Raw genomic sequence first — 25,706 nt, 5'->3', positions numbered from 1 at the left:
TCGTCACAGCACTCTACGACGACACGAAGTGAGATCTGGATGAGCACAGGACCAGTCAGACGCGGGGCGGCCCTCCTGTCGGCGGGGCTCGTGATCGCGCTGCTGCCGGCCGGTACGGCGGCGGCGCAGGAGCCGCCCTCGGCATCGGCGCACCCCCCGGCCGCCGACGCCCGGACCGCCGCCCGCACCGTCACCCTCGTCACCGGAGACCGGGTGACCGTGGGCGACCTCGGCGGCGGGCGGAAGACCGTCACGGTCGAGCGGCCCGAGGGCGCGACGGGCGCGGTGCACACCCGCAGCAGCGACGGGCGGACCACGGTCGTGCCCGACGAGGCGCTGCCCTATCTGCGCGACGGCAGCCTCGACCCGAGGCTCTTCGACATCGGGGCGCTGCTGGAGCAGGGGCTCGCCGACAGCGAGACCGGTGAGCTGCCGCTGATCGTGACCTACGGGAAGGGCGCGCGGGCCGCCGCGCCGAAGGGCGCCGAGCGCAAGCGGGCGCTGCCCAGCGTGCGCGGGGCGGCCGTGGAGGCGGACAAGGGGCGCACATTCTGGCGGGAATTCACCCGTCGGGGTTCCGGCGTCGAGGGCGTGTGGCTCGACGGTCGGGTCACCGCCGCCATGGCCGAGTCCAACGCGCAGATCGGCACGCCCGAGGCGTGGGAGGCCGGGCTCACCGGCAAGGGCGTCACCGTCGCCGTACTGGACAGCGGCGTGGACGCCGGCCACCCCGACCTGGCGGGCCGGGTCGCGCAGAGCCGCAGCTTCATACCGGGCGAGGAGGTCGCCGACCGCAACGGCCACGGCACGCACGTCGCCTCCACCGTCGGCGGCAGCGGCGCGGCCTCCGACGGCAAGGAGAAGGGCGTCGCGCCCGGCGCCACCCTCGCGGTCGGCAAGGTCCTCTCCGACGAGGGCTTCGGCAGCGAGTCCGAGATCATCGCCGGCATGGAGTGGGCCGCCCGGGACGTGGACGCCGACATCGTCTCCATGAGCCTCGGTTCCACGGAGCCCAGCGACGGCACCGACCCCATGGCGCGGGCGGTCGACACCCTGTCCGCCGAGACCGGCGCCCTGTTCGTGATCGCGGCCGGCAACACCGGCTCGCCGTCCTCCGTCGGCTCGCCCGGCGCCGCCGACTCCGCCCTGACCGTGGGCGCCGTCGACTCCGCCGACCGGGCCGCCTGGTTCACCAGCGCCGGCCCCCGGTACGGGGACAACGCCCTCAAGCCCGACCTGTCCGCCCCGGGCGTCGGCATCCTCGCCGCCCGCTCCCGGCTGACCGAGGGCAGCGGCGACTACACCTCCCTCGACGGTACGTCGATGGCGACGCCGCACGTCTCCGGCGTCGCCGCCCTGCTCGCCGAGCGGCATCCCGACTGGAGCGGCGCCCGGCTCAAGGACGCGCTGATGTCCACCGCGAGGCAACTCGACGCCTCCGCCTACCGGCTGGGCGCGGGCCGGGTCAGCGTGCCGGACGCGATCGGCGCCGAGATCACCGCCACCGGAAGTGCCGACCTCGGCTTCTTCTCCTGGCCCTACGACGGCAACGAGCCGGTCACCCGCACCGTCACCTACGCCAACTCCTCCGACGTCGACGTCGAGTTGAAGCTGTCCGTGCGGGGCGCCCCCGAGGGCGTCGCCACCCTCGCCGACACCACCCTCACCGTGCCCGCCCACGGCACCGCCGCCACCACCGTCACCGGTGACGGTTCCCGGGCCCCGGTCGGCACGACCAGCGGCCGGATCGTGGCGTCCGGCGCGGACGGCACGCCCCTCGCGCACACCGCGTTCGGGCTGGTCAAGGAGGAGGAGCGGTACACGCTCACCGTCCACGTCAAGGACCGGTCGGGTGCCGCCACCCCGGCCGACCTGACCGTCCAGCGCCTGGCCGAGGGCGTCGACCCGGTCCCCGCGCACGTCGGAGAGACCGGAACCCTGAAGCTGCGGCTCGCGCCGGGGACGTACAGCCTGACGTCCTTCCTCGACGTGCGCGGCAGCCACGGCGCCGACTCGCTCGGGCTCGGCTTCCTCGCGGCGCCCGAGGTCGTCGTCGACCGGGACCGCGAGATCACCCTCGACGGACGTGAACTGCGCGAGATCGGCGTCGACGTCGACAAGCGCACCGAGACCCGGCAACTGCTCATGGAGTACGACCGCACCGCGCACGGCTCCGACCTGTTCGGCGCGGTCCAGGTGCCCCTGACCTACGACAGCGTCTTCGCCGCGCCGACCGGAAGGAAGGTCACGGAGGGCGACTTCGAGTACCGGACGGTGTGGCGGCTCGGCAAGCCGCTGCTGGAGGTCCGGGGGATCGGCGAGGCCGTCGTCCAGCCGGGCGGCACCCTGGCCGAGGGCCGCCGCCGGCTGCCGCTGGTCGATGTCGGGGGCGGGCCCTTCCCGGACGGTGTGCGGGGCAAGGCGGTCCTCGCCCGGCTCACCGGCGACACCGAGCCGGCGGCCCTCGCACAGGCCGCCCAGGAAGCGGGAGTGACGGCGCTGTTCGTCACCGACGACGCGCCGGGCCGCCTGACGGCCTGGTGGGGCACGGCCGACAACGCCGACCGGCCGCTGCAGATCGCCACGGTGAACGCCGCCGACGCGGAGCGGCTGCGCCGGGCGGGACGCGTCGACATGACCGGGACCCGGGACACGCCCTACACCTACGACCTCTCCGAGGGCCACCGCGGTGCCGTCCCCGACCGGGACCTCACCTACGAGCCCGGGCGCCGCGACCTCGCGGTGCTGCGGACCGGGTACCACGCGGCCGAGCCCACGACCGGCGGCGAGTTCCGGTACTCGATCACCGACACCTTCCCGATCGGGCTCGGCTTCAAGGAGCGCATCGCCTACCCGGTCGAGCGCACCGAGTACGTGTCGACCGGGCCCGGCCAGCTCTGGCACGAGTCCGTGACGACCGCCGACGGCGCGCTGGAACAGCGGTCGGGGACGGTCCGCTACGAGGGCGGGACGCGCACCGAGCTGAACTGGTTCAAGCCGGTGTGGCACCCGTACCTCGGCACCGGCCTGGGCTGGGGACAGCAGCGGGCGGGCGACCGCCTCCAGTTCAACGCCCCCGGCTGGGGCGACTCCGGCCCCGACCACACCGGCTTCGGCGACGTGTGGAGCGAGGGCAGCGGAATGTCGCAGACCACCTCGGTGTACCTGGACGGCGAACTGGTCGACCAGGGTCCGAGTTCCGCCGCCTATGTGTGGGACGCGCCGGCCGAGGAGCGCACGTACCGGCTCGTCACCGAGACCTCGCTCGACGCCGCGCGCTGGTCGCCGGCGACCGAGGGCCGGGCGGAGTGGACCTTCCGTTCGGCCGCCACGCCGGACGACCACTGGACCTCCCTGCCGCTGATCAACCTCTCCTTCGACGTCGACACCGACCTCGCGGGCGAGGTGCGCGGCGGCAAGAAGGCGCGGATCGGCATCGGCGCCGCGTACGTGGCCGGTGCCCCGGACACCGGGACGATCGGCGACGCCGCGCTGGAGGTGTCGTACGACGCCGGGAAGACCTGGCGGGAGGTCCGGCTGGGCGGCGGTGACGGGGAGGCGTCCTGGCAGGGGACGCTGAGCGTGCCGCGCGACGCGGAGCACCTCTCGCTGCGGGCCTCGGCGCGCGACGACAGGGGCGGCTCGGTCACGCAGGAGATCCTGCGAGCCGCGACCGTGCGCTGACACGCGGACGGCGCCGCCTCCCTGGGACGGGGAGGCGGCGCCGTCTGTTCTCTCGGACCGTCAGACCAGCCAGCCGACGAAGTGGACGAGGCCGGCGAGGATGTCGGTGAGAAGGTTCATGATCGTGCAGCTCCTTGCGCTGTGCTGTGTGGGACCTACTGCTTGGGACATGTGCGTCGACTACGGTCTGCAGCCCGTTGCTCGCACACCGTAAGTATCGTTGGTCCCTCCAGTCACATGCGACCTTCTGAGCGACGATCACCTGTTCAAGGGAACAACTGATCGCCTGTTCGGATCACCCCCAGTTCGGTCAAGTCCTGCGGGCGCAGACGCAGTTGGCCGGCGGTCATCTCGACCTCGTCCGGCCCGCGCTTCAGGATCGCCGCCGCGAGCTCCGGCGCGATGACGGAGAAGTAGCTGTCCGGCGTGGCCCAGGTGCGGCCGGGAGCGGCCAGCGCCAGCGCCCCGCCCGAGCCGCCCTCGCCGATCAGCAGCGTGGTCACCGGCGTGCGCACCGACGCCATCGCGACGAACAGGTCGGCGATGGCCGGACCCGCGCCCTGCCGCTCCGCCTCCGCGTCGTTCGCCGCGCCCGGGGTGTCCACCAGGGTCAGTACCGGTATGCCGAGCCGGTCCGCGAGACGCAGCAGCCGGGCGGCGGTCCGGTAGCCGGCCGGCCGGGTCGCCGCGCCGGTCTGCGCCGCGTACGCCACCGTCCGGCCCGCGTGCTCGCCGAAGCCGCAGAGCATGCCCGCCGGGTCGGTGCCGCCGCAGCGGTCGCCGGACAGGGCGACGCGGTGGGTGAAGTAGGCGTCCAGGTAGGCCCCGGCGCGCGGGCGTTCGGGGGAACGGGCCCGACGGACCGCGTCCCAGCCGCTCACCGGCAGGTCCCGCGCCCCCAGCGGCCCCGGCACGGGCGCCGCTGCGGCCGACGGCGCCGTCAGCAGCCGCAGCCAGCGCCCCAGCGTCGCGCGCAGCTCACCGGCCGGCACCACGGCGTCCGCGCTGCCCGCCGCCACCTGCGCCTCGGCCGTGTACGCCGTCGGGTCGGCGTCCGCCGGCCGGACCCGCGACCCGGCGAAACCGACCTGGACGCCCGGCAGCGCGAGCACCACGTCGGCGCCCGCGCCCAGCGTCGCCCAGCCACCGCCGGTGGCCGGATCGCGCAACACGGCGATCTGCGCCAGCCCGGCCTCCCGGGTGAGTGCCGACTGCCGCGCCACCCGCTGGAGCTGGGTCAGCGCGAGCATCCCCTCCTGCATCCGGCTCCCGCCGGTGGCGACCAACGGCACCACCGGCAAACGGTGTTCGCGGGCGTAGGCGTACGCGGCCTCCAGCCGGTCGCCGGTGCGCCGGCCCAGCGAGCCGCCCAGGAAGCCGAACTCGAAGGCCAGCAGCACCGCGCGGACGCCCTCGACGTGCCCGGTGCCGCAGACCACCGACTCCCGCTCGCCGGTGCGTTCGGCGGCCCGGGCCCGGGAGGCGTCGTAGCCGTGCCAGCCCAGCGGGCCGTCCGCCGGCTCCGGCCGCCCCGGAGGGTGGGGGAGTTCCCGGAAGTCGTCCGTGACCAGGGCGAGGAAGGCGCGCGCGGACAGGCGGTCAGCCATGGGTCAGCGCCCGCTTCATGATCTTCCCCATCTCGTTGCGGGGCAGGGCGTCGACGTGCCGGACGACGCGGGGACGCTTGTGCGGGGCGAGGCGCCCGGCGACGTGGTCGGCCAGCGCCTCCAGGGCGGGCGGCGCGGCGGGGTCGGACGGCACGACCCACGCCACGATCCGCTCCCCGAGGTCCGGGTCGGGCTCCCCGGTGACCGCGGCCTCCCGGACCCCGGGGTGTTCGAGGAGCGCGTTCTCGATCTCACCCGCCCCGATCTTGTAACCGCCGCTCTTGATCAGGTCGGTGGCCTTGCGCCCGACGATGCGGACGTAGCCGTCCGGGTCGCGCACCGCCATGTCGCCGGTGCGGAAGAAACCGTCGGGGGTGAAGGCGGCGGCGGTGGCGTCGGGCCGGTTCAGGTACTCGGTGAACAGGTTCGGGCCACGCACCTGGATCTCGCCGACGCTCTCCCCGTCCAGCTCCTCGATCGGCGAGCCGTCCTCCTCCACCAGCCGCAGCTCCACGCCCGGCAGCGGCACGCCCACCGTCCCGGCGCGCGGCTCGCCGTCCGCCCGCACGCTGGTGTTCATCAGCGTCTCCGTCATGCCGTACCGCTCGATCACCCGCCGGCCGGTGGCGGCGGCGATCCGCTCGTGGTCGTGCACGGGCAGCGCGGCCGAACCGGACACCAGCAGCCGGGCCCCGGCCAGCGCCTTCGCCAACTCCGGGTCGCCGGGCAGGGACTCGGCGATCCGGTGGTACATCGTCGGCACCCCGAACAGCATCGTGGCACCGTCGTTCAGCTCGCGGGCGGCGCCCTCGGGGGAGAACCTGCCCAGGTGGCGCACCGATCCGCCACGCCGCAACGGGCCGAGGACGCCCAGCACCAGCCCGTGCACGTGGAACAGCGGCAGCCCGTGCACCAGCACGTCGTCACCGGTCCACTGCCAGGCGTCGGCGAGCGCGTCCAGCGTCGCCGCCAGCGCGCGCCTCGGCACGACCGCGCCCTTGGGCGGGCCGGTGGTGCCGGAGGTGTAGACGACGAGGGCGGGGTCGCCGTCGCCGGCGCGGTCCTCGGGGACCGGGCCGGCGGCCCGCACGTCGACGTCCACCCGCGCCAGGGCCGTGAGTGCGGCCGGGAGTTCGGCGTCCGGCGGCGCGAGGACCAGCGAGGGCTCGCTGTCGGAGAGGATGTGCGCCAGCTCCTTGTCGCCGGACTTCGGGTTGAGCGGCACGGCGGGGACGCCGGCCAGCAGCGCCGCCACGACGGCGACGGCGGTCTCCAGCGCCGGGGCCGCCCAGACGGCGACGCGACCGGCGCCCTCGATCCGGCCGGCCGTCGCGCCCGCCGCGGCGGCCAGTTCGGTGTACGTCAGTGAGCGCGCGCCGAACCTCAGGGCGAGCCGGTCGCCCGGGGCGCCGGCCGGGGCCGGGGAGAGGGCCGGGAAGAGAGAGGACACTCGTCGTACTCCTTAGTCGTTGCTCTGCTGCTCGCGTTCGCCGGTCACCCGGCCCGGGACTACCCGAGGCCGGGCACGACCAGTACCAGCCAGGCCAGCGCCGGTACGGCCGCCACCACGATGCCCCCATAGACCATCAACTGCCTGAAGAATCGCTCGCGGTCCACATCAGGGGCCGCCGCCAGCACCAGGGCGCCGTTGGTCGAGAACGGGCTGACGTCCACCACCGTCGCCGACACCGCCAGCGCCGCCACCATGCCGACCGCACCGATCTCGCCCTGCGCGAGGAAGGGCACCGCCAGCGGGATCAGCGCGCCCATGATGCCCACCGAGGAGGCGAAGGCCGACACGACGGCGCCGATGTAGCAGAGCAGCACCGCGGCCAGCAGCGGGACGCCGATGCCGCCGACGCCCTCGCCGGCCCAGGTGATCGTGCCCATCTCCTCCAGCACACCGACGTACGTCAGGACACCGCAGATCAGCAGCACCGTGGACCAGGCGATCTCGCCGACCGCGCGGCGGCTGTCGTCCGGCCAGGCGGTGCTGAGCACCACGGCGAGGGTGACGGCGGTCAGTCCGGCGTCCAGGTCGAAGCCGAGGACGGCCACGACGAGGGCGACCAGCGCGGTGAGGGTGGCGATCCGGGCGGGGGTGAGGCGGATGATGCCCTCCGTGCCACCCGTGCCCCCCGGGCCGCCGGTGTCGCCGGCCTCCCGGCCGGGGCGGACGGCGACGGCGGTGGGGGAGGCGGGGGCGGTGCGGGCGGCGGGGGTCGCTGGGGTGATGGGGGTGGCCCCCGAGGTGGCGGGGCCGGTGCCGGGGCCGGGGGTCTCCCCGTCCGCGGGTCCGGCGTCGCCCTCGCCGGTGGCGCCGTCCGTCGGCACCGACCCCCGCGCCCACAGCTTCCGCCCGCCGAAGAGCGCGAACAGCACGCCCGCGATGAGCAGGTTGGCGATCAGGGAGGCCAGGAAGAGGGTGACCTCGCTGCCCGGGAGTCCCTCGCGCTCCACGATGCCGTTGACGATCGAGCCGTAGATGCTGATCGGCGAGAAGCCGCCGGCCTGGGCGCCGTGCACCACCATCGTGCCCATGAGCAGCGGGCTGATCGCGTACCGGGTGGCGAAGCTCAGGGCGATCGGCGCGACGATCGCGACGGCCGCCGGGCTGACCGCGCCGATCGCCGTGAGCGCGCCGGTCAGCGCGAACATCACCCACGGGATCAGCGCCACCCGCCCCCGCACCAGCCGGACGGCGGCGTGCACCAGCCAGTCGGTGGTGCCGTTGGCGCGGGCGATCGCGAACAGATAGGTGACGCCGACGAGGACGACGAACAGGTCGCCGGGAAACCGGCGAAGATGCCGTCCGCGTCGAGGTCCGCGACGAGCGTGCCCACCCCGAAGGCGGCGGCGAAGGCGAGGGCGCCCATGTTGACGGAGCGGGTGGTGGCGATGACGAACACCACCACGAGGACGAGGATCGAGACGAGTTCGGGGGACATGCGGGGGCTCCCGAGGGCTGACCTGACTGGCTCAGTGGCTGAGCCACTTGGACGGTGCGACTGGTCGGCCAGCGTGGGCCCGCCCCCGGCCCGCGTCAAGGGGTCGCGCATGAATTGGCTCAGCCACTCGGCCACCGTCCAGCCGGTGTTACGCTCCCGGCGAGAGGGGGGACCGTGACCGACGCCCTGCGCCCCATGACCAAGCGGCGCCTGTACGAGCAGGTGCTGGATCGGCTGCGCCAGTACGTCGCCGACGGCGGCCTGCGGGCCGGCGACCGGCTCCCGCCCGAACGGGACCTCGCCCAGCGGCTCGGCGTCAGCCGGGCCTCGGTGAAGCAGGCGATCGTGGTCCTGGAGGTGCAGGGCCTGGTGGAGGCGCGGCACGGCGGCGGGACGTATCTGGTGCGCGACAGCCTCGACGTCGAGCCCGTCGAGAAGATGGTCGAGCGCCGGCGGCGCCTGCCGGATGTCCTGGAGGCCCGCGAGGCGCTGGAGACCAAGCTCGCCGAACTGGCCGCCGAGCGCCGCACTGAGGACGACCTGACGGCGATGCGGTCCGCGCTGGACGTGATGGCCGAGGAGGTCGAGGAGGGCCGGCACGGCGTCGAGGGCGACCGGCTGTTCCACGCGGCGGTGACGGCGGCGGCGCACAGCAGTCTGCTCGCCGAGTTCATGCGCTCCATCGCCCACCAGATCGCCGAGAGCCGCACCGAGTCCCTGCGTCAGCCCGGCCGGCCCGGCCGCTCCCTGGCCCAGCACCGGGCCATCCTCGACGCGATCGCCGACCGCCGGCCCCGCCAGGCCGCCGCCGCCATGCGCCGCCACGTCCGTACGGTCGCCAAGGTCCGCCTGCTGGACTGGGACCCGGGAGAGGAACGGTAGAACCGTGCCCCGCATAGCACTCGTCACCTGCCGCCCCGGCCCGCGGGTCAGCGTCGACCGGGACCTTCCGGTGCTGGCGCGCGCCCTGGCCGACGCGGGCGCGTCGGCGTCCGTCGAGGTGTGGGACGACGCCGGTGTCGACTGGGCCGCCTTCGACCTCGCCCTCATCCGCTCCACCTGGGACTACAGCTGGCGGGCGGACGAGTTCACGGCGTGGGCCGAGCGGTGCGGCGGGGCGACGCGGCTGGCCAACCCGGCGCCCGTGGTGCGCTGGAACACCGACAAGCGCTACCTGGCCGACCTCGCCGCGGTCGGCGTGCCCACCGTCCCCACGCGCTACGCGGCCCCCGGTGAGTCACCCGGCCTGCCCGACGTCCACGAGTACGTCGTCAAGCCGACCTCCGGCGCCGGGGCCCGCTTCGCCGCCCGCTACACGCCCGGCGAGCACGCCACCGCCGTACGGCAGGTGGAGCGGATGCACGCCGAGGGCTTCACGGCGATGGTGCAGCCGTACATGCGCGCCATCGACACCGCCGGGGAGCGGGCGCTGCAGTTCTTCGGCGGGCGTCTGCTGCACGCCAGCCGCAAGGGCGCCGTCCTCGCGCCGGGGACCCCGTACGACGCGCGCAAGGTCGCGCACCCGGGCCTGGAGCCCTGGACACCGACCGCGGCCGAGGTCGCCGTCGCCGAGGCCGCCCTGGCCGCCGTACCGGGCGCCGCCGAGCCGCTGTACGCCCGGGTCGACCTGGTGGACGGGGACGACGGGCGGCCACGCGTGATGGAGCTGGAGCTGGTGGAGCCCAACCTGTTCCTGTGGCTGCACGAGCGGTCGCTGCCCCGGGTGGTGGAGGCGGTGCTGGAGGCGGCCCGCTAGCGGTCGCCGACCGCCGTCCGCTGGAGCAGCCCCCAGGTGAACTCCGCGACGACCTCGCGCCGTCGGCCGTCCGCGTCCGGTGCGGTGAAGGCCAGGCCCCACCGGGTCGGGGCCGAGCCCTGGAGGGGGCGGGCGGGCGCGAAGGCGCGGGCCGCCTCGTCGACCGTGCAGGACCAGGGGGCGAGGTCGCCCAGGGTGCGCAGGTCCGGTGCCCGGGCGCCCGGGGCGCGGACCAGCCACTCGTTCCAGACGGCGCCCCGGTCGCCGACGAGGATCTCGAAGCGCAGGTCGGGCCAGAGGGGCAGGGTCCACTGCCGGGCCTCGCACTCCAGGTCGCCGATCCGGCGGGGCACCGCGGACTCCGGCTCGCCCAGGACGGAGCGGTAGCGGGAGGCGGCCGAGCGGGCGTGCGGGGAGCGGATCATCGCCTGCCAGCGGCGGTTGGCCTCCCGCATGTCCGCGATCGAGACGCCCAGCTGACGGCGGGCGTCCTCGACCAGCCCCGGGTTGTGGTCGGCCATGCGGCGCAGCAGCACCAACTGGAAGCCGAGCGGGGTGAACGGGGCGGCGGAGCGCTTTCCGGTGGGCATGGGTCCATCGTGGCCCATGGGTCCGAGGAGCACCGGGCGCACGCCCATTGCCCCGGCAAACGCGATGTGAGTAGCCTGTGTTCGTTATTCCGATCGCCTGTTGAAATCTCGAACACCTTAGGGAGGGGGCCGGACATGGGGCGCCTCGTACCAGCCGTGACCCGGGCTCTCGACATACTCGAGCTCTTCCTCGACGGGGACGGCACGCTCTCCGCCCCCGACATCGTGCGCCGGCTCCAGCTGCCGCGCACCACCGTGCACGAGCTGGTCACCACGCTCGCCGCCCGCAAGTACATCGCCCCCGTCCCCGGGCAGCCCGGACGGTACCGGCTCGGGGTCCGTCCGTACCAGCTCGGCGCCCGATACGCCGAGCACCTCGACCTCGCCGCAGAGGGACAGCAGGTCGCCCGGACCGTCGCCGAGACCTGCGACGAGACGGTGCACGTGGCGATCCTGGAGGACACGGACGTCATCTACATCGCCAAGGTCGACTCCACGCACGCGGTGCGGATGGTGTCGGCGGCCGGGCGGAAGCTGCCCGCCCACTGCACGTCCGTCGGCAAGATGCTGCTGGCCTCCCTCCCCGAGCCGGAGCTGGCCGCCCGCTTCCCGGACGGCACCGAGCTGACCGCGATGACGCCCAACAGCATCACCGACCCGGCCGCGCTGCGCGAGGCCCTGGCCGGCATCCGCGAGCGCGGCACCGCGGTGGAGAACCGCGAGTCCAACCCGGACGTCTCCTGCGTGGCCGCCCCGGTCCGCGACCGCACCGGCCGGGTCGTCGCCGCGCTGTCGATCTCCGTGCCGATGATCCGCTGGAGCGAGGAGCGCCTGGGCGAGCTGGAGCAGCTGGCCGTCAAGGGCGCCGCCGACCTGTCCGAGCGCCTCGGTCACCGGGGTGCGGCATGACGGGGACGGGCCCGCGCTTCGAGGTGGCCGTCCGGGCGGAGGCGGCCCTGGGCGAGGGCCCCACCTGGGACCCGGCGACCGGCCGGCTGCTGTGGATCGACATCCTGAACTCCCGCGTCCACACCTGGGACCCGGCGACCGGCCGGCGCACGGTGCGCCGCACCGAGCAGCACGTGGGGGCCGTCAAGCCCCGCGCGGGCGGCGGCCTCGTCCTCAACCTGCGGGACGGGATCGGCCTGCTCGACCCCGACGGCGCCTTCCGCTGGCTGCACCGCGACCCCGTCCCCGGCCGCCGCGCCAACGACGCCGCCGTCGCCTCCGACGGCACGCTGTGGGCGGGCACCATGCGCTACGACGAGGCGCCCGGCGGCGGCACGCTGTCCCGGGTCGCCGGCGACGGCACGGTGACGACGGTGCTGGACGACGTCGCGGTGAGCAACGGCACCGGCTGGAGCCCGGACGGACGGCTGATGTACTACGTCGACTCACCGACCCGCCGGGTCGACGTCTTCGACGTCTCGGCGGCCGACGGCCGGATCTCCGGGCGGCGCCCGTTCGTCACGATCGAGGAGGGCGCGGGGTTCCCCGACGGGCTGTGCGTCGACGCGGAGGGGTGCGTGTGGGTCGCCCTGTGGGACGGCGGCGCGGTGCGGCGCTACACGCCCTCCGGCGAGCTGGACCGGGTGATCGTGCTGCCGGTGCCCCGGGTGACGGCCTGCGCCTTCGGCGGCCCCGGCCTGACCGACCTGTACGTCACGACCGCCCGGGTCGGCCTCACCGGGGCGCACCCGCTGGCGGGTTCGCTGCTGGTGGTGCCCGGCGCGGGGCGGGGGGTGGCGCAGCCGGCGTTCGCCGGCTGAGGCGTCCGCCCCGTCCGCCCCGTCCGTCCCGGCCGCCGGGGCGGGGCTAGCGGCCCGTCCGGTCCAGGTCCCGCAGGGTGCGCCGCTCGGCCGGGGTCAGGGGCGCCTGGGCGAGGAGGGGGAGCGGCGGACCGGCCAGGGTGGCGAGGACCGCGTCGGGGCGGAACAGCCGGGCCGGGGACGTGCGCATGCTGGTGACGTCCCACAGCGCCGAGGCCGCCGCGTACGAGCCGGTGGCCGCCCGCGTCATGCGGCGCGTGTACGCCGTCACCACACGGTCGGCGGCGCTCGGCCGCCCGCCGCGCACGCCCGGGTAGTGGACGTCCTGGCTCACGGCCGTGAGCCACGCCGCGTCCACCGAGCGCGCCGCGCTCCGCACCGCCCGCCGGGCCAGACCGGGCGCGGCGGCGTCACCGGCACGGGCCAGCTCCCGCCCGAGCGCCCGCGCGCCGAACGCCGCCACCGACATGCCCTGCCCGTACGCCGGGTTGAACGTGGCCAGCGCGTCCCCGAGGACGACGAGCCCCTCCGGCCAGCGCGGGGCGTCCTCCAGGTAGCGCCGCACGTTGCTGGTCGACCGGCTCAGGTGGACGTCGGTGAGCGGCTGCGCGCCGGAGATCAGCCGGCCCACGATCGGGTCGGGCAGGGCCAGCGCGTACCGCAGGAACCCCTCCGGATCGGCGGGCGGTTCACCGCCGCGCGAGCCGCCGCAGCTGACCAGCCAGCGGTCGCCCTCCACCGGCATCACCATCGCGCTGCGGGCGGGCCGCCCCGCGTACGGGTCGGCGTGCACGACGGTCAGCGGAAACCGTTCCGCCCCCGGCGGCACCCGGTACAGGCGCGAGGCGTTGACCAGCCCCGCGTCCACGGTCCGCACCCGGACGCCGGGCAGCCCGAGCCCGTCCAGCCAGGCGAGGACCCGTGTGCCGCGCCCGCTCGCGTCGACGACCAGATCGGCGTCGAGCCCGGTCTCCGGGCCGCCGCCCGGGGCCGCGATCCGCACCCCCCGCACCCGTGCCGCGGACCCGGTCAGCCCCACCGCCGCCGCCCTGCGCACCTCGACCCGGCAGTGCTCGCGCACCGCCTCGCGCACCGTCCAGTCCAGCAGCGCCCGGGTGCAGGTGAGCATGACGGGACCGGTCCGGCGCCACCGCCGCAGCCAGCCCTCGGGGGTGCGGGCCAGCGTGCCCGAACTGAGCGACACCTCGTGGGCGCCGGCGGCGAGGAGCCGCGCCCGCAGACCGGCCCCCGGCACCAGCTCCTCCATCGCGGTCAGCCCGCCGCCCATCAGCAGATGCGCGTGCCGTCCCTGCGGCAGCCCCCGGCGGTGCTCCGGTCCCTCGGGCAGCTCGTCGCGGTCCAGGACCACCACCTCGTCCAGGCCGGCCCCGGACAGCACGGCCGCGGCCAGCATTCCGGCCGGCCCGGCACCGACGACTACGGCTCTACGCGACATGGGACTCCTCCGGTCCGGTGACGGGTCCGGCCGGGCGGGGCGGCACCGGTCCGTTCGACGCGGCGTCCCCGGCGGCCGGTCGGTCCAGGGCCCGGGCCAGCTCCACCAGTCCGCCGGGTCCGGGGACCTCGGTGGCGTGCAGGCGGTAGGAACCGGTGGACCGGGGCGGTTCCTCGCGGGCGACGGCCCGGCGCGCGGCGTCGGCGAGCATGGCCGCCTCCGCCGCCAGCCGGGCCTCGTGGGGGGTGCGGCCCGCGCTCAGGGCGGTGTCCCGCACCCGCTCGCGGACCCGGTGGTCGAAGTACGGGGCCAGCGTGAGCAGGGCGTCGTGGATGGACACCTCGCGCCACTGCAGCCGCTCCCGCGGCAGCCGCCACCAGGCGGCCGGCTGCTCGGGCGCGGTGCACACCGGCTTCACCAGGGACCACAGGGGCTCCAGCCGCCGGTGGTCGTCCAGCCCCCGCCACTGCGCGAGCACGGGGGGCAGCAGCCTCGGCAGCACGAACCCGGCCGAGCACAGCACGGCGGCCAGCGAGGCCATCGGCGGGGCGACGTCGGTGGACAGGAAGTCGAGGTCGTGCCCGTACCAACGCGCCACGACGGCGGTGTACTTGGTCAGCTGGAAACCCAGGACGTCCAGGAGCGCCCCCAGCAGGATCAGCCGCAGCCCGGCGCGCAGCAGCCCGCCCACCTCCCGGCCCCACTTCACGCAGACCGCGCACATCACCAGCATCGCCGCACTGTGCCCGAGCAGGTACAGCAGGATCATCTCCCGCATGAACGGGGTGGCCGCGTAGTACGTGTCGAGGTCGGTCAGCCGCTCGGTGCGCGCGTCGGCGAGGGCGAACAGCACCACGATCGCGGCCACCAGCAGCCCGTAGGCGGCCATGGTGCGCAGCACCAGGCGCCGCACCCGCCGCCGGGGACCGCCCCGCCAGTTGATCAGCAGGACCAGCACCGCGCAGCTGTACGCGGAGAGCATGCCGTAGGTGAGCGGGGCGCCGAAGTTGGGGACGCCGGTGAGGTCGTTGACGGTGGCGAGGGTGGCCGGCGCGGCGCACACGAAGACCAGGGCGCCCAGCAGGACCGCCGCGCAGGTGGACAGGGTCAGCGGATGGCGCACGGCCGTGCGCGGGCGGCGGAACAGCAGCACGGACGTCGCCCCGAACACGAAGGCCGCGAAGTACACGACGAGGCTCATGCCGGGCGGCCCCCCTCGTCCCGGTGCCGGTTCACGCGGCGCCCGCCGTGGTCGTGCCGCTCGGCGTGGTCGTGCCGCTCGGCGTCGTCGTGCCGCCCGCCGTGGTCGTGCCGCTCGGCGCGGCGGTGGCCGGCGGCACCGGCGCGGCGCCGGCCAGCGCGTCGGCGATCCGGCCGAGGGCGGCCGGCCCCGGCAGCCGGGCCGGCAGCACCCCCGGGGCGCCGGCGGCCGGCGGGGCCCCGCCCGCCGGGTCGGCCTCGCGGCGCACCGCGGCGCCGATCACCGCGGCCCAGGCGGCGGCGTCGGCCCGCTCCGGGTCCCGCGTCGCCGCCAGCGAGGCGGCGCGGGCCCGGTCGTACAGGTCCCCGTCGAAGTACGCCTGGAGGTGGCTCAGCGCGTTGTGGATGCTGGTCTGACGCCACACCAGCCGGGTCGTCGGCGAGGCGAGACGCGGCCGGGGCAGCCGCAGCGTCCGCCGGGTCAGCAATTCGTCCAGCGCCCGCTCCAGGGGCGCGAGCCGGGCGTAGCCGTGCCGGGCCCGGGACCACTCGGCCGCCCGGGGCGACACCAGCGGCACCAGCACGCCGACGACCGTCAGCAGCGCGCCGAGCCCCGCCGCCGCCGGGGAGACGGTGGTGCCGAGGGCCGACCAGTCGCGCCCCGACCAGCGGGCGCCCACCGCGACGAGCTTGGCCACGCTGTAGCCGGCGCCGCACAGCGAGCCGGTGCCGAGCAGGAGCAGCCCCGCCCGCAGCCCGCCCCGTACCCGGCGTGCCCAGCACAGCGCCGACACCGCGGTGACGCTCGCCGCGGTCAGGTGCGCCAGCAGGTACAGCAGGATCATCTGGGCGAGGAACGGGGTCGTCGCGTAGTAGGTGTCCAGGTCGGTGCGGCGCTCCACGGGAGCGTCCCCGAGGAGGAAGGTGACCGCGATGCCGAGGAGCACGGCGGCGTAGGCGAGCCGCCAGCGGCGGGCGGTCCGCCGCACCCCCGGCCCGCCCCGCCAGTGGACGACCAGGACCTGGGAGGCGGCGCAGTACCCGGTGATGGCCGCGTAGGTGAGCGGCGCGGCGAGGTTCGGCACCCCGCTGAGCCGGTTGACGGCGCCCACCGTCGGCGGCGCCCCGAGCAGGAAGCAGAGCCCGGCCAGCCCCAGCACCGCGCAGATGGCCCGCAGATACGGGTCGCGGCGGTGCCGCAGCAGGTCGGGGGCCCGGACCAGCAGGCCGAGCCACAGCACGCCGCAGCTCACGTAGTTGATCAGGCCGTTCACCTCGTCGTCCCGCGGTAGTTGAGCGCGGCGCCGATGCGTCCGGCGAGGTCCTGCGGGTCGTCGGGGTCGCCGCCCTCGGCGGCGAACACCGAGTCGGTGGACGCCTCCAGCCAGGTGCGCAGCCGGCGGCCCATCAGCATGCCGAAGCGGTCCGCCTCCTGTTCCTCGGCCAGCGAGAAGTCGGTGCGCGCGGCGACCTGTCCGAGCCGTCCGCCCGCGTCCGCGTCGGCCCGGCGGCGGTTCATGTGCCACACCTCGTGGCAGAGGATCACGATCTGGTGCCAGACGGCGGCGCGTTCGTCCACGACGACGTCGTCGTGGCTGTCGCGCTCCAGCCACAGCCCGCTGGCGGTGTGCGGCGGGAAGGCCGCGCGGTGGACGACGACCTCCCGTCCCCGCCACGCGCTGACGGAGGCGACCAGTGCCTCGAACAGCACCTCGGGGTCGGCCGGGACCGGCACCCGGATGGGGTCGACGAGGGCGTCGGCGAGACGCCGCATCTCCTTCCTGGTGCCCACCGCTGTCTCCCTGTTCCCCCGAAGCCGAGTGCTTTTCCAAGGCCGTTCGAGCGTACGCGGAGGGAAGTGCCCGTATCGAGTTCTTGTCCGAAGCATTGACGTGCCGTCCCCGGCCCCTTACGGTCCCGTTCGAAGTTACGGGCGCCTTTCGAAATCTCGAACAATTCGCGCCGACATCTCGAACGACTCCATGAGCAGATAGGGCAGGGCATGGGACGACCTGACCTCAATCGCAGGCACTTTCTGGCCGCGGCCGGTGCCCTGACGGTCGCGGGCAGCTTCGGCTTCGCGGCCCTCGGCACGGGCGCCGACGCCCTGGCCTCCGACGCGGACACCCGCGTGCGCTACTGGAACCTCTTCAGCGGCGGCGACGGATACAACATGATCGCGATGCTGGACGCCTTCCGGAAGGACCACCCCGGCATCGACGTGAAGGACTCCACCCTCCAGTGGGGCAGCCCCTTCTACACCAAGCTCGCCATGGCGGCCGCCGGCAACCGCGCGCCGGACCTCGGCGTCATGCACCTGGGCCGCGTCACCGGCTTCTCGCCCGGCCGCCTCCTGGACCCCTGGGACGTCGGCCTGCTCGCGAAGTACGGCGTCAAAGAGGCCGACTTCAACCCCGAGCTGTGGCGGCGCGCCGTCATCGACGGCAAGCTCTACGCCCTCCCGCTCGACATCCACGTCCAGCTCTGCTTCTACCGCAAGGACGTGCTGAAGAAGGCGGGCCTGCTCGGCGACGACGGCCGGATGGTCCCGGTCACCTCCGTCGACGAGTGGTTCGACGTGCTCAAGGAGGCCCGGAAGGCCACCGCGAAGGGCCTGCAGACCATCGGCTTCTGGCACAACGACCAGAACTTCCAGTGGTGGTTCTTCGTCGCCTTCTACACCCAGCTCGGCGGCACCTGGTTCGACGACGCCAACACCGAGGTCACCTTCGACACCGACAAGGCCGTCCGGGTACTGGAGTTCCTGCGCCGGCACGTCGCCGACGGCTACGCCAACCCCGGCTACGGAGGCGGCGCGGGCGCCGAACAGTTCGTCAACGGCGCCCCCTTCGCCTGGGAGGGCAACTGGTCGGTGCCGGTCTTCTCCGGGGCGGAACTGGACTACGGCGCCACCCCGCTGCCGCCCGTCTTCGGCCGCCCGGCCACCCACGCCGAGTCGCACTCCTTCGTCCTGCCCCACCAGGCGAACCGCGGCGGCGCCGCCAACGAGGCCGCGCACCGGCTCGCCGCCTACGTCGTCCAGCACGCCCGCCAGTGGGCGGCCGGCGGCCACATCCCCGCCTTCACGCCCACCCTGTCCACGGCCGCGTACCGGGAACTGCGACCGCAGAACGAGTACGCCGGCGCGATGGACCACCAGGCCACCGAGCCGAAGGTGTGGTTCGCCGGCTCCACCGGCATCCTCGCCCAGCGCGTCGGCCCCGTCGTCGTCTCCTCGACGACCGGCTCGGCGAAGCCCGAGGCCGCCGCCCGCCGCATGAAGGGCGTCCTCACCGACCTGCTCGGCACGAAGAACCCCATGGACGGCAGGACCGCCGCGCAAGGAGGTGCGGCCGCATGACGACGACCAGCGCTGAAACGATCATCCGCCCGGCGCGCGCGAGGACCGCCGCGGCCGGCGCCACCGTCCGCCGCAGGCAGGGCTTCCAGCACGGCGGCTGGTTCGTCGCCCCGTTCCTCGCCCTCTTCGCGCTCTTCGTGATCTGGCCGCTGCTGCGCGGCCTCTACCTCAGCTTCACCGACGCCAACATCTCCGGCGACGGCGCGAGCTTCGTCGGCCTCGACAACTACCGCGAGGCCCTCCAGGACCCGCTGATGTGGGACGCGTTCGGCCACAGCGCGTACTTCACGCTGCTGGTGGTGCCCTGCATCACGGTCCTCGCCTTCCTCCTCGCGATGCTCGCCCATCACATCGAACGCGGCAAGTGGCTGTGGCGGCTGTGCTTCTTCATGCCGTTCCTGCTGCCGTCCACCGTCGCCGCCAACCTGTGGCAGTGGCTGTTCAACCCCGGCACCGGCATGGTCAACCACGTCTTCGGCCTGGACACCCCCTGGCTGACCGACAAGTCCTACGCGCTGCTCGCGGTCGTCATCACCACCCTGTGGTGGACGGTCGGCTTCAGCTTCCTGCTCTACCTCGCCGCCCTCCAGGGCATCCCCGCCCACCTCTACGAGGCCGCCAAGCTGGACGGCGCGAACGCCTGGCACCGCACGCTCCACATCACGCTGCCGATGCTGCGCAACATCACCGGCCTGGTCGTCGCCCTCCAGATCCTCGCCTCGCTCCAGGTCTTCGACCAGGCCGTGGTCATGCAGGACTTCGGGCCCGGCCCCGAGGAATCGACCCGGACCTTCGTCCAGTACACCCTCGAACAGGGCTTCACCAGCTACCGCGTGGGCTACGCCTCCGCGATCTCCATCATCTTCTTCGTGCTCATCGCGGCCGTCGCCCTCGCCCGGATGTGGCTGCTGCGCAACCGTGAGGAGGGCGGCCGATGACCACCGCCGCACCGACGATCCGCACCAGGCCCCGCCGGAGCTGGACCCCCGGTCAGATCGTGCTCACGCTCCTCGGCACCGCCGTCTCCGCCGTGTTCCTCGCCCCCCTCGCCTGGGCCCTGTTCACCTCGCTCAAGTCGGAGACCGAGGCCGTCGAGGTGCCCACGCACTGGCTGCCCGAGGACTGGACCGGCCAGGCGTGGACCGCCCTCTTCGAGACCGGCAACATCACCGACTGGTTCGTCAACTCCCTCGTCGTGTCGGTCTGCGTCACGACGGTGGTCCTGCTGGTGAGCGCGCTGGCCGGCTACGGCTTCGCCCGCACCGAGTTCCGCGGCAAGGGCGCCCTGATGGCCCTGGTGATGGCCGGCCTCATGATCTCCCCGGCCGTGCTCGGCGTGCCCCTGTTCACGACCGTCCAGCAGATGGGGATGGTCGACACCTACTGGGGCATGATCCTGCCGCAGTGCGCGCCCGCCGCGATGGTCTACATCCTCTACAAGTTCTTCCAGGGCATCCCGCGCGAACTGGAGGAGGCCGCCTTCATCGACGGCGCCGGCCGCTGGCGGGTCTTCTTCACCATCATCGTGCCGCTCTCCCGCCCCTCGCTCGCGGCCGTCGGCATCTTCACCTTCATCAGCTCCTGGAACAACTTCCTGTGGCCCTACATGGTCACCAACAACCCCGACCTGATGACCATGCCGAACGGCATCGCGACCGTCATGAACTCCTACGGCATCCAGTGGGCCCAGCTGATGGCCGGCGGCCTCATGGCCGGCCTGCCCCTGATCATCGTCTTCGTCTTCTTCCAGCGGCAGATCGTGGCGGGCGTCGCCCACACGGGATTGGCGGGACAGTGACCGTCCGCAGAACCCTCACCGCCGTCGCGGCGGCGGCCCTCGTGGCCCTGCTGCCCCACACGGCCCAGGCGGCGCAGAGCTACCCCGACCCGCGCCCCCTCACCGGCCAGGAGATCATCCACGACCCCACCGTGCTGCGCCTGAAGTCGGGCGGCTACGTCGCCTACTCCACCGGCGGTGTCATCGGCGCCCGCCTCTCCGAGGACGGCAGGCTCTGGGACGACGCGGGCAACGCCTTCGCCGAGCCCCCGGCCTGGTGGTACGAGTACAACGACACCGGCGACCCGTGGGCGCCCGACCTCTCCTACCGCGCCGGCCGTTACTGGCTCTACTACGCGGTCTCCTCCTGGGGCACCAACCACTCCGCGATCGGCGTCGCCACCTCCGCCACGGGCCTGCCCGGCACCTGGACCGACCACGGCAAGGTCTTCTCCTCCGAGACCACCGATACCTGGAACGCCATCGACCCGGCGGTCGTCCGCGCCGACGGCAGACTGTGGATGTCCTTCGGCTCCTACTGGTCCGGCATCCGCATGGTCGAGCTGGACCCGGCGACGGGCAAGGCCGTCGAGGACGCGCGGGTCCACCACCTGGCGACCCGGCCGGACGAGCCGTACGCGGTCGAAGGCCCGGAGATCGTCAAGCACGGCCGGTACTACTACCTCTTCGCCTCCCACGACGCCTGCTGCTCGGGTGTGAACAGCACCTACAAGATCAAGGTCGGCAGGTCCGCGTCCGTCACCGGCCCCTACGTCGACAGCACGGGCAAGCCGCTGCTGGAAGGCGGCGGCGACCTGCTCCTGCAGGGCCACGGCCGCTACCTCGGCACCGGCGGCCAGTCGGTCTTCCGCGACCGGGGCCGCGACTGGCTGGCGTACCACTACTACGACGCGCGGGACGAAGGCACGCCCAAGCTCGGTCTGAACGTCCTGACCTGGACGAAGGACGGCTGGCCGGCCGTCGGCCGGTGACCCCCGCGCACTCCGACCGCTCACGACACCGAAACCCCCGAAAGGCAGCGATGCGAACCGCCCGCTTCACCCTCGACCCCGCCTTCACCGTCGGTGAGGTCAACCCCCGCCTCTTCGGCTCGTTCGTGGAACACCTCGGCCGCTGCGTCTACACCGGCATCTTCGAACCCGGCCACCCCGCCGCCGACGAGGACGGCATACGGACCGACGTGCTGGACCTCGTCCGCGAACTCGGCGTCACCGCCATCCGCTACCCCGGCGGCAACTTCGTCTCCGGTTACAAGTGGGAGGACTCGGTCGGCCCGGTCGAGGACCGCCCCCGCCGCCTCGACCTGGCCTGGCGCACCACGGAGTCCAACCGCTTCGGCCTGTCCGAGTACATCGCCTTCCTCAAGAAGGTCGGCCCGCAGGCCGAACCGATGATGGCGGTCAACCTCGGCACCCGCGGCGTCGCCGAGGCCCTCGAACTCCAGGAGTACGCCAACCACCCCTCCGGCACCGCCCTGTCCGACCTGCGCGCCGAGCACGGCGACAAGGACCCCTTCGGCATCCGCCTGTGGTGCCTGGGCAACGAGATGGACGGCCCCTGGCAGACCGGCCACAAGACCGCCGAGGAGTACGGCCGCCTCGCCGCCGAGACCGCCCGCGCCATGCGCCAGATCGACCCCGACCTCGAACTGGTCGCCTGCGGCTCCTCCGGCCAGTCCATGGAGACCTTCGCCGCGTGGGAGGCGACCGTCCTCCAGGAGACCTACGACCTGGTCGACCACATCTCCCTGCACGCCTACTACGAGCCGCACGACGGCGACGTCGACTCCTTCCTCGCCTCCGCCGTGGACATGGAGTCGTTCATCGAGAACGTCGTCGCCACCTGCGACCACGTGGGCGCCCGCCTCAAGTCCAAGAAGAAGATCAACCTCTCCTTCGACGAGTGGAACGTCTGGTACATGGCCAAGACCCAGGCGGAGGTGAGCGCCCTCGACTGGCCCGAGGCCCCCCGCCTGCTGGAGGACAACTACAGCGTCACCGACGCGGTCGTCTTCGGCTCGCTGCTCATCGCCCTGCTCAGGCACGCCGACCGCGTCACCGTCGCCTGCCTCGCCCAACTCGTCAACGTCATCGCCCCGATCATGACCGAACCGGGCGGCCCGGCCTGGCGCCAGACGACGTTCTTCCCCTTCGCCCAGGCGTCCGCGTACGGCCGCGGCGAGGTCCTGGACGTCCGGGTGGACTCACCGACGTACGAGACGAAGAGGTACGGCGAGGCCGACCTGCTGCACGCCACCGCCGTGCGCGCCGAGGACGGCTCGGTCACCGTCTTCGCCGTCAACCGCTCGCGCACCGAGTCGCTGCCGCTGGAGGTCGCCCTCAACGGCCTCGGCATCGGTGAGGTCGTCGAGCACAGCGCCCTGGCGGACGCCGACCCCGACGCCCGCAACACCCTCGCCGAGCCCGAGCGGGTCGTCCCGCACGCGGTGGACGGCACGGTCCTGGACGAGGGCGGGCTGCGGGCCACCCTGGAGCCGCTGTCCTGGAACGTGATCCGGCTGCGCTAGGGACCGTCGTCCGGGTCAGCGGCGCCGGCCGGGGGAGGCGACCGGTTCCACCGGCACCCCTCCGGCCGCGCCGCCCAGCAGTTCCAGGCGCACCGTCCCGAGCCCCGACTCCGCCTCGCCGTCGGACAGCACCGCGAGGGCCAGGGTGTTGACGGCGGCGCGGGTGCGCAGGATGCCGTTGGGCAGGACGAAGGTGTGCGGCTCGCCCGGGCCGTCGCCCGCGTGCTCGCCCATGTTCCAGCCGTTCAGGAAGACCTGGGCGCGGACGCCGCGGCCCGGCCCGTCCCCGACGACCAGTCCCACGGACGCGTCGACGTCCGGCGGCACGTCCAGCCGGAAGGTGGTCCGGTACCAGGTCACGCCCTGGCGCCGGCGGCCCCGGTGGGGGAGGGACACGGACTCCCAGTCGCCGTCGTCGTGCCCGGGCAGGTGCCAGCCGTGCCGCTCCCCGAACAGCCCGCCGTGGTTCAGCGGGCCGCGCACGGGGTCGGGGGCGGCCGCGCCCATGATCCGCCACGCCGCCTTCGGCGCGGCCCCCTCGAAGGCGGCCGAGGCCAGCCCGCGGGCCGCCCGGTAGTCGTCCTGGGCGTGCTGGGTGCGCCGGACCAGTACCGACAGCACGGACCCGGCACCCGCGTCGGGCCGCCTCCGGCGCGCCTCGCGCAGGTCGTCCGGCAGCCGGAAACGGGCCGTGGCGGTCCTCGTGCCCCGCCCCTCGTCCCCGGCCACGCGGTGCGTCCCCAGTGGCTCCCCGTCCAGCCAGGCCATCAGCATCCCGCGCGCGCCCGTGCGGTAGGACAGCGACACCGTCTCCAGGCCCTCGGCGCCGGTGAGCCGGCCCCGGTACCAGACGTCGCCGTAGTGGAAGCCGTAGTCGTCGGCGAAGAGCACCGGCTGCCCCTCGGGCACCGGCGTGGTGCTCGTCGACGTCCCGCGGTCGGCGGCCTTCCACCCCGAGTCGTCGTAGCCGGGCCGGGACTCCGGGTTCTCCTCGCGGCGCCGCCAGCCGTCGAGCGCGGGCAGCACCAGCTCGGGCACCCCGGGCAGGGGCCAGGTGGCCAGCAGGCTGTGGGCGCGGCTGACCGAGGTGGCCACCGGGTCGCCGTTCCAGGTCACGTCGGTGATGCCGTGCGGCGCCCACACCTCAAGGCCGCACTCCTCGACGGTGTCGCCGGTCAGCCGGATCGTGGCACCGTCCAGGGCGACGTCCCGCAGCAGCGCCGGCCCGTGCACCAGCACCCGGCCCGACGGGGTCTCGTACGGCCACAGCCGCAGGGAGGCGGCGTCGTCGGCGAAGAGCAGGATCATGGTGCGCTCGGACTTGCCGCTGCGCACCCGCACCCGGGTCAGCCGGTTCTCCCCGAGGGGCACCGTGATGTGCAGTTTCCCGTGGTCGTACGCCCAGGCGGCCTCCTCGTCCAGCCGGGTGGGCCACGGTTCGTGCGGGCAGTCCAGCACCAGGTGCGCCATCTCCCCGGCCCGGCCGACGAAGGCGGCGACGTCCAGCCGTCCGACGCTCAGGGCGAGCATCGGCTGCACGTTGGCGTGCGCCACCCTGCGCCCCGAGCCCAGATGGAGCCCGGTGGCGAACAGCTTGGCGTCGCGGCCGGGGACGGTGACCTCCACGTCGGTCCCGCCCATCGGCAGGGTCGAGGTGACGGCGGTGGCGGAGTCGTTGCGCACGACGTACGCGTGGGTCCCGGTGTCCGGGTTGGCGAGGTGCCGCACCCGGAGGCGGTCGTCGGCGGCCCGGACCCCGGCGGCCTCCTCCAGCCGGGTGAAGTCGGGCACGTGGCGCAGGAGTTGCCCGAGCTGGTGGAGCGGGGCCGCCTTGGCCGTCGGCCGCCGTGCCTCGTCGATCGCCGCGGTGGGGTCGTACGTCGGGCCGGGCGCGGACGGCGCGGGCAGCCAGCCCCAGGAGGTCCCGCCGAACGCCATGTGCACGTGGTGCAGGGTGACGCCCTGCGCGAGGTGCCCCAGGTGGACCCGGCGCGCCTCGGCGGCGTCCCGGGTCCGCTCGCTGTCGGCCCGGGCGACGGGGCTGTCGGCGTGCAGCAGGGGTACGTCGATCCCGGCGGCGCGGATCTTCTCGTGCAGGCGGGTCAGCCCGGCGCGCCCGGGGGCGTCGAGGCGGTAGAGCAGGACGGTGCCGGTGCCGCGGCTGTACTGGTGCCGGGCGGCGATCGCGTTGACGCGGCGCAGCCAGTCGTCGGCGTGGCGCAGGTACGCGGGGTCGGTCGTGCGGGCCGCGCCCTCGACGGCCGTCAGCCAGCCGGGCAGGCCGCCGGCGTCCACGTCCGCGCCGATGTGCGGGCCCGGGTCCAGGACGACGTACATCCGGGTCTCGGCGGCCGTGCGCAGGAACAGGTCCAGGTCGCGGACGCCGGTGAAGTCGTACTTTCCGGGGGCGGGGGAGTGCAGGTTCCAGGCGAGGCGGACGTCGACCGCGTTGTAGCCGTACGCCCGCATCTTCTGCAGGACGTCCCGCCACAGGGAGGGGCTGGGCAGCCGGAAGGGGTGCATCTCGCCCGACCACAGGGCCAGGCGCCTGCCGTCGACCAGCAGGGAGTACCGGTCCAGGGCGATGTGGTGGCGCCTCCCGTCGGCGCCGGGCGGGCCGGGCGGAGGGCCGGTGGGCACCGGTCCGCGGGCTCCGGAGCGGGGCAGTGCCCGGCTGCTCACGCTGCCGCCGAGCGCCAGACCGAGGACGGTGGTGCCCGCGAGGGCGCTGAACGCTCGTCTGCCGAGCCTGCTGAGCTCCAAGGGAGCCTCTCCTGTTGCCGTGCTTCCGTGCTGCGCTGCCGGGCCATTGTCCACAACCGGAGCGGGGATGCGGAAAACGAACCCACGACGACACCGCCCGCACCGTGACCCACGGCGACTGCCCGGCCCAGGCCGGCGCACGTCTCGCCGCCCTCCGGAACGGTGTACCACCTGGCGGGGAAGGAGTGCCCGCGGGGTTGACGGCGCGACGGAGGGCCGGCGCGACGAGTCCCGCTTCCACCGGCCC

Annotated in this window: 18 protein-coding genes and 1 pseudogene; 10 read left to right on the top strand and 9 right to left on the bottom strand. The window is 74.3% G+C overall.

Translation table 11 applies throughout. The annotated features are described in order from the left end of the window. Positions 1 to 39: 39 nt before the first annotated feature. Positions 40 to 3,684, top strand: coding sequence for a S8 family serine peptidase (locus tag ACFZP7_RS11640; RefSeq protein WP_385634362.1), 3,645 nt, complete (start codon positions 40 to 42; stop codon positions 3,682 to 3,684). A gap of 266 nt (positions 3,685 to 3,950) precedes the next feature. Here the strand turns inward: ACFZP7_RS11640 and ACFZP7_RS11635 are convergent, their stop codons facing one another. The 3 genes and pseudogenes from ACFZP7_RS11635 to ACFZP7_RS11625 form a co-directional block, all read right to left on the bottom strand. After that, a complete protein-coding gene (locus ACFZP7_RS11635; RefSeq protein WP_385634361.1) occupies positions 3,951 to 5,291 on the bottom strand; it encodes a carboxyl transferase domain-containing protein in 1,341 nt (446 codons plus the stop codon). After that, positions 5,284 to 6,741 carry an acyl-CoA synthetase gene (locus ACFZP7_RS11630; protein WP_385634360.1) on the bottom strand — a complete coding sequence of 486 codons (1,458 nt, stop codon included), beginning with the start codon at positions 6,739 to 6,741 and terminating at the stop codon, positions 5,284 to 5,286. Before ACFZP7_RS11630 ends, ACFZP7_RS11635 begins: the two co-directional genes overlap by 8 nt. Before the next feature lie 59 nt (positions 6,742 to 6,800). After that, a pseudogene (locus ACFZP7_RS11625) lies at positions 6,801 to 8,239 on the bottom strand (SLC13 family permease). Positions 8,240 to 8,413: 174 nt separating this feature from the next. Between ACFZP7_RS11625 and ACFZP7_RS11620 the strand changes: the two are divergent. After that, complete coding sequence (locus ACFZP7_RS11620; protein ID WP_385634359.1) at positions 8,414 to 9,121, top strand: FadR/GntR family transcriptional regulator; 708 nt, start codon at positions 8,414 to 8,416, stop codon at positions 9,119 to 9,121. 4 nt (positions 9,122 to 9,125) lie between these two features. Next, positions 9,126 to 9,995 (top strand): RimK family alpha-L-glutamate ligase, encoded by an 870-nt coding sequence (locus ACFZP7_RS11615; protein WP_385634358.1) that lies wholly within the window; start codon positions 9,126 to 9,128, stop codon positions 9,993 to 9,995. Here ACFZP7_RS11615 and ACFZP7_RS11610 read toward each other — a convergent pair. Further along, a complete protein-coding gene (locus tag ACFZP7_RS11610; protein ID WP_239099491.1) occupies positions 9,992 to 10,585 on the bottom strand; it encodes a hypothetical protein in 594 nt (197 codons plus the stop codon). The genes ACFZP7_RS11615 and ACFZP7_RS11610 overlap by 4 nt on opposite strands. Positions 10,586 to 10,720: 135 nt before the next feature. On the opposite strand from ACFZP7_RS11610, the gene ACFZP7_RS11605 reads away from it, so the two are divergent. Continuing rightward, positions 10,721 to 11,494: an IclR family transcriptional regulator gene (locus ACFZP7_RS11605; protein WP_029393524.1), complete on the top strand. Its 774-nt coding sequence runs from the start codon at positions 10,721 to 10,723 to the stop codon at positions 11,492 to 11,494. Beyond that, positions 11,491 to 12,354, top strand: a complete 864-nt coding sequence (locus ACFZP7_RS11600; RefSeq protein WP_385634357.1) for an SMP-30/gluconolactonase/LRE family protein — start codon at positions 11,491 to 11,493, stop codon at positions 12,352 to 12,354. The genes ACFZP7_RS11605 and ACFZP7_RS11600 overlap by 4 nt, the downstream gene beginning before the upstream one ends. 46 nt (positions 12,355 to 12,400) lie before the next feature. Here ACFZP7_RS11600 and ACFZP7_RS11595 read toward each other — a convergent pair whose 3' ends face one another. Genes ACFZP7_RS11595 through ACFZP7_RS11580 form a run of 4 tightly spaced genes read right to left on the bottom strand, consistent with a single transcriptional unit; the run spans position 12,401 to position 16,802 of the window. After that, entirely contained in the window at positions 12,401 to 13,810 is a 1,410-nt protein-coding gene (locus tag ACFZP7_RS11595) for an FAD-dependent oxidoreductase (RefSeq protein ID WP_385634356.1), read from the bottom strand. Beyond that, positions 13,800 to 15,011 (bottom strand): MAB_1171c family putative transporter, encoded by a 1,212-nt coding sequence (locus ACFZP7_RS11590; protein WP_019326324.1) that lies wholly within the window; start codon positions 15,009 to 15,011, stop codon positions 13,800 to 13,802. The genes ACFZP7_RS11595 and ACFZP7_RS11590 overlap by 11 nt, the downstream gene beginning before the upstream one ends. A gap of 31 nt (positions 15,012 to 15,042) precedes the next feature. Beyond that, a complete protein-coding gene (locus tag ACFZP7_RS11585; protein ID WP_385634355.1) occupies positions 15,043 to 16,284 on the bottom strand; it encodes an MAB_1171c family putative transporter in 1,242 nt (413 codons plus the stop codon). Then, the gene (locus tag ACFZP7_RS11580) at positions 16,281 to 16,802 is read right to left on the bottom strand and encodes a hypothetical protein (RefSeq protein ID WP_031020278.1); all 522 of its coding nucleotides are present in this window, start codon (positions 16,800 to 16,802) and stop codon (positions 16,281 to 16,283) included. Before ACFZP7_RS11580 ends, ACFZP7_RS11585 begins: the two co-directional genes overlap by 4 nt. 210 nt (positions 16,803 to 17,012) lie before the next feature. Here ACFZP7_RS11580 and ACFZP7_RS11575 point away from each other — a divergent pair, with 210 nt between their 5' ends. From ACFZP7_RS11575 to ACFZP7_RS11555, 5 genes are read left to right on the top strand one after another with little or no spacing between them, the layout of a single operon-like run. Beyond that, positions 17,013 to 18,371 carry an extracellular solute-binding protein gene (locus ACFZP7_RS11575; RefSeq protein ID WP_385634354.1) on the top strand — a complete coding sequence of 453 codons (1,359 nt, stop codon included), beginning with the start codon at positions 17,013 to 17,015 and terminating at the stop codon, positions 18,369 to 18,371. Beyond that, positions 18,368 to 19,309, top strand: coding sequence for a carbohydrate ABC transporter permease (locus tag ACFZP7_RS11570; RefSeq protein WP_030972354.1), 942 nt, complete (start codon positions 18,368 to 18,370; stop codon positions 19,307 to 19,309). The genes ACFZP7_RS11575 and ACFZP7_RS11570 overlap by 4 nt, the downstream gene beginning before the upstream one ends. After that, on the top strand, positions 19,306 to 20,169 hold the full coding sequence (locus tag ACFZP7_RS11565) for a carbohydrate ABC transporter permease (protein ID WP_355514066.1): 864 nt from the start codon (positions 19,306 to 19,308) through the stop codon (positions 20,167 to 20,169). Before ACFZP7_RS11570 ends, ACFZP7_RS11565 begins: the two co-directional genes overlap by 4 nt. Beyond that, the gene (locus ACFZP7_RS11560; RefSeq protein ID WP_385634353.1) at positions 20,166 to 21,140 is read left to right on the top strand and encodes an arabinan endo-1,5-alpha-L-arabinosidase; all 975 of its coding nucleotides are present in this window, start codon (positions 20,166 to 20,168) and stop codon (positions 21,138 to 21,140) included. Before ACFZP7_RS11565 ends, ACFZP7_RS11560 begins: the two co-directional genes overlap by 4 nt. A gap of 50 nt (positions 21,141 to 21,190) precedes the next feature. Continuing rightward, the gene (locus tag ACFZP7_RS11555) at positions 21,191 to 22,696 is read left to right on the top strand and encodes an alpha-N-arabinofuranosidase (protein ID WP_385634352.1); all 1,506 of its coding nucleotides are present in this window, start codon (positions 21,191 to 21,193) and stop codon (positions 22,694 to 22,696) included. A gap of 15 nt (positions 22,697 to 22,711) precedes the next feature. Here the strand turns inward: ACFZP7_RS11555 and ACFZP7_RS11550 are convergent, their stop codons facing one another. Continuing rightward, positions 22,712 to 25,459: a beta-galactosidase gene (locus tag ACFZP7_RS11550; protein WP_385634351.1), complete on the bottom strand. Its 2,748-nt coding sequence runs from the start codon at positions 25,457 to 25,459 to the stop codon at positions 22,712 to 22,714. Between the last annotated feature and the right edge of the window lie 247 nt (positions 25,460 to 25,706).

The organism is Streptomyces sp. SudanB5_2050, assembly GCF_964272335.1.
GTDB lineage: Bacteria > Actinomycetota > Actinomycetes > Streptomycetales > Streptomycetaceae > Streptomyces > Streptomyces rochei.
The sequence above is the reverse complement of the archived record's forward strand: the minus strand, read 5'-3'. Positions and strand labels throughout refer to the sequence as shown.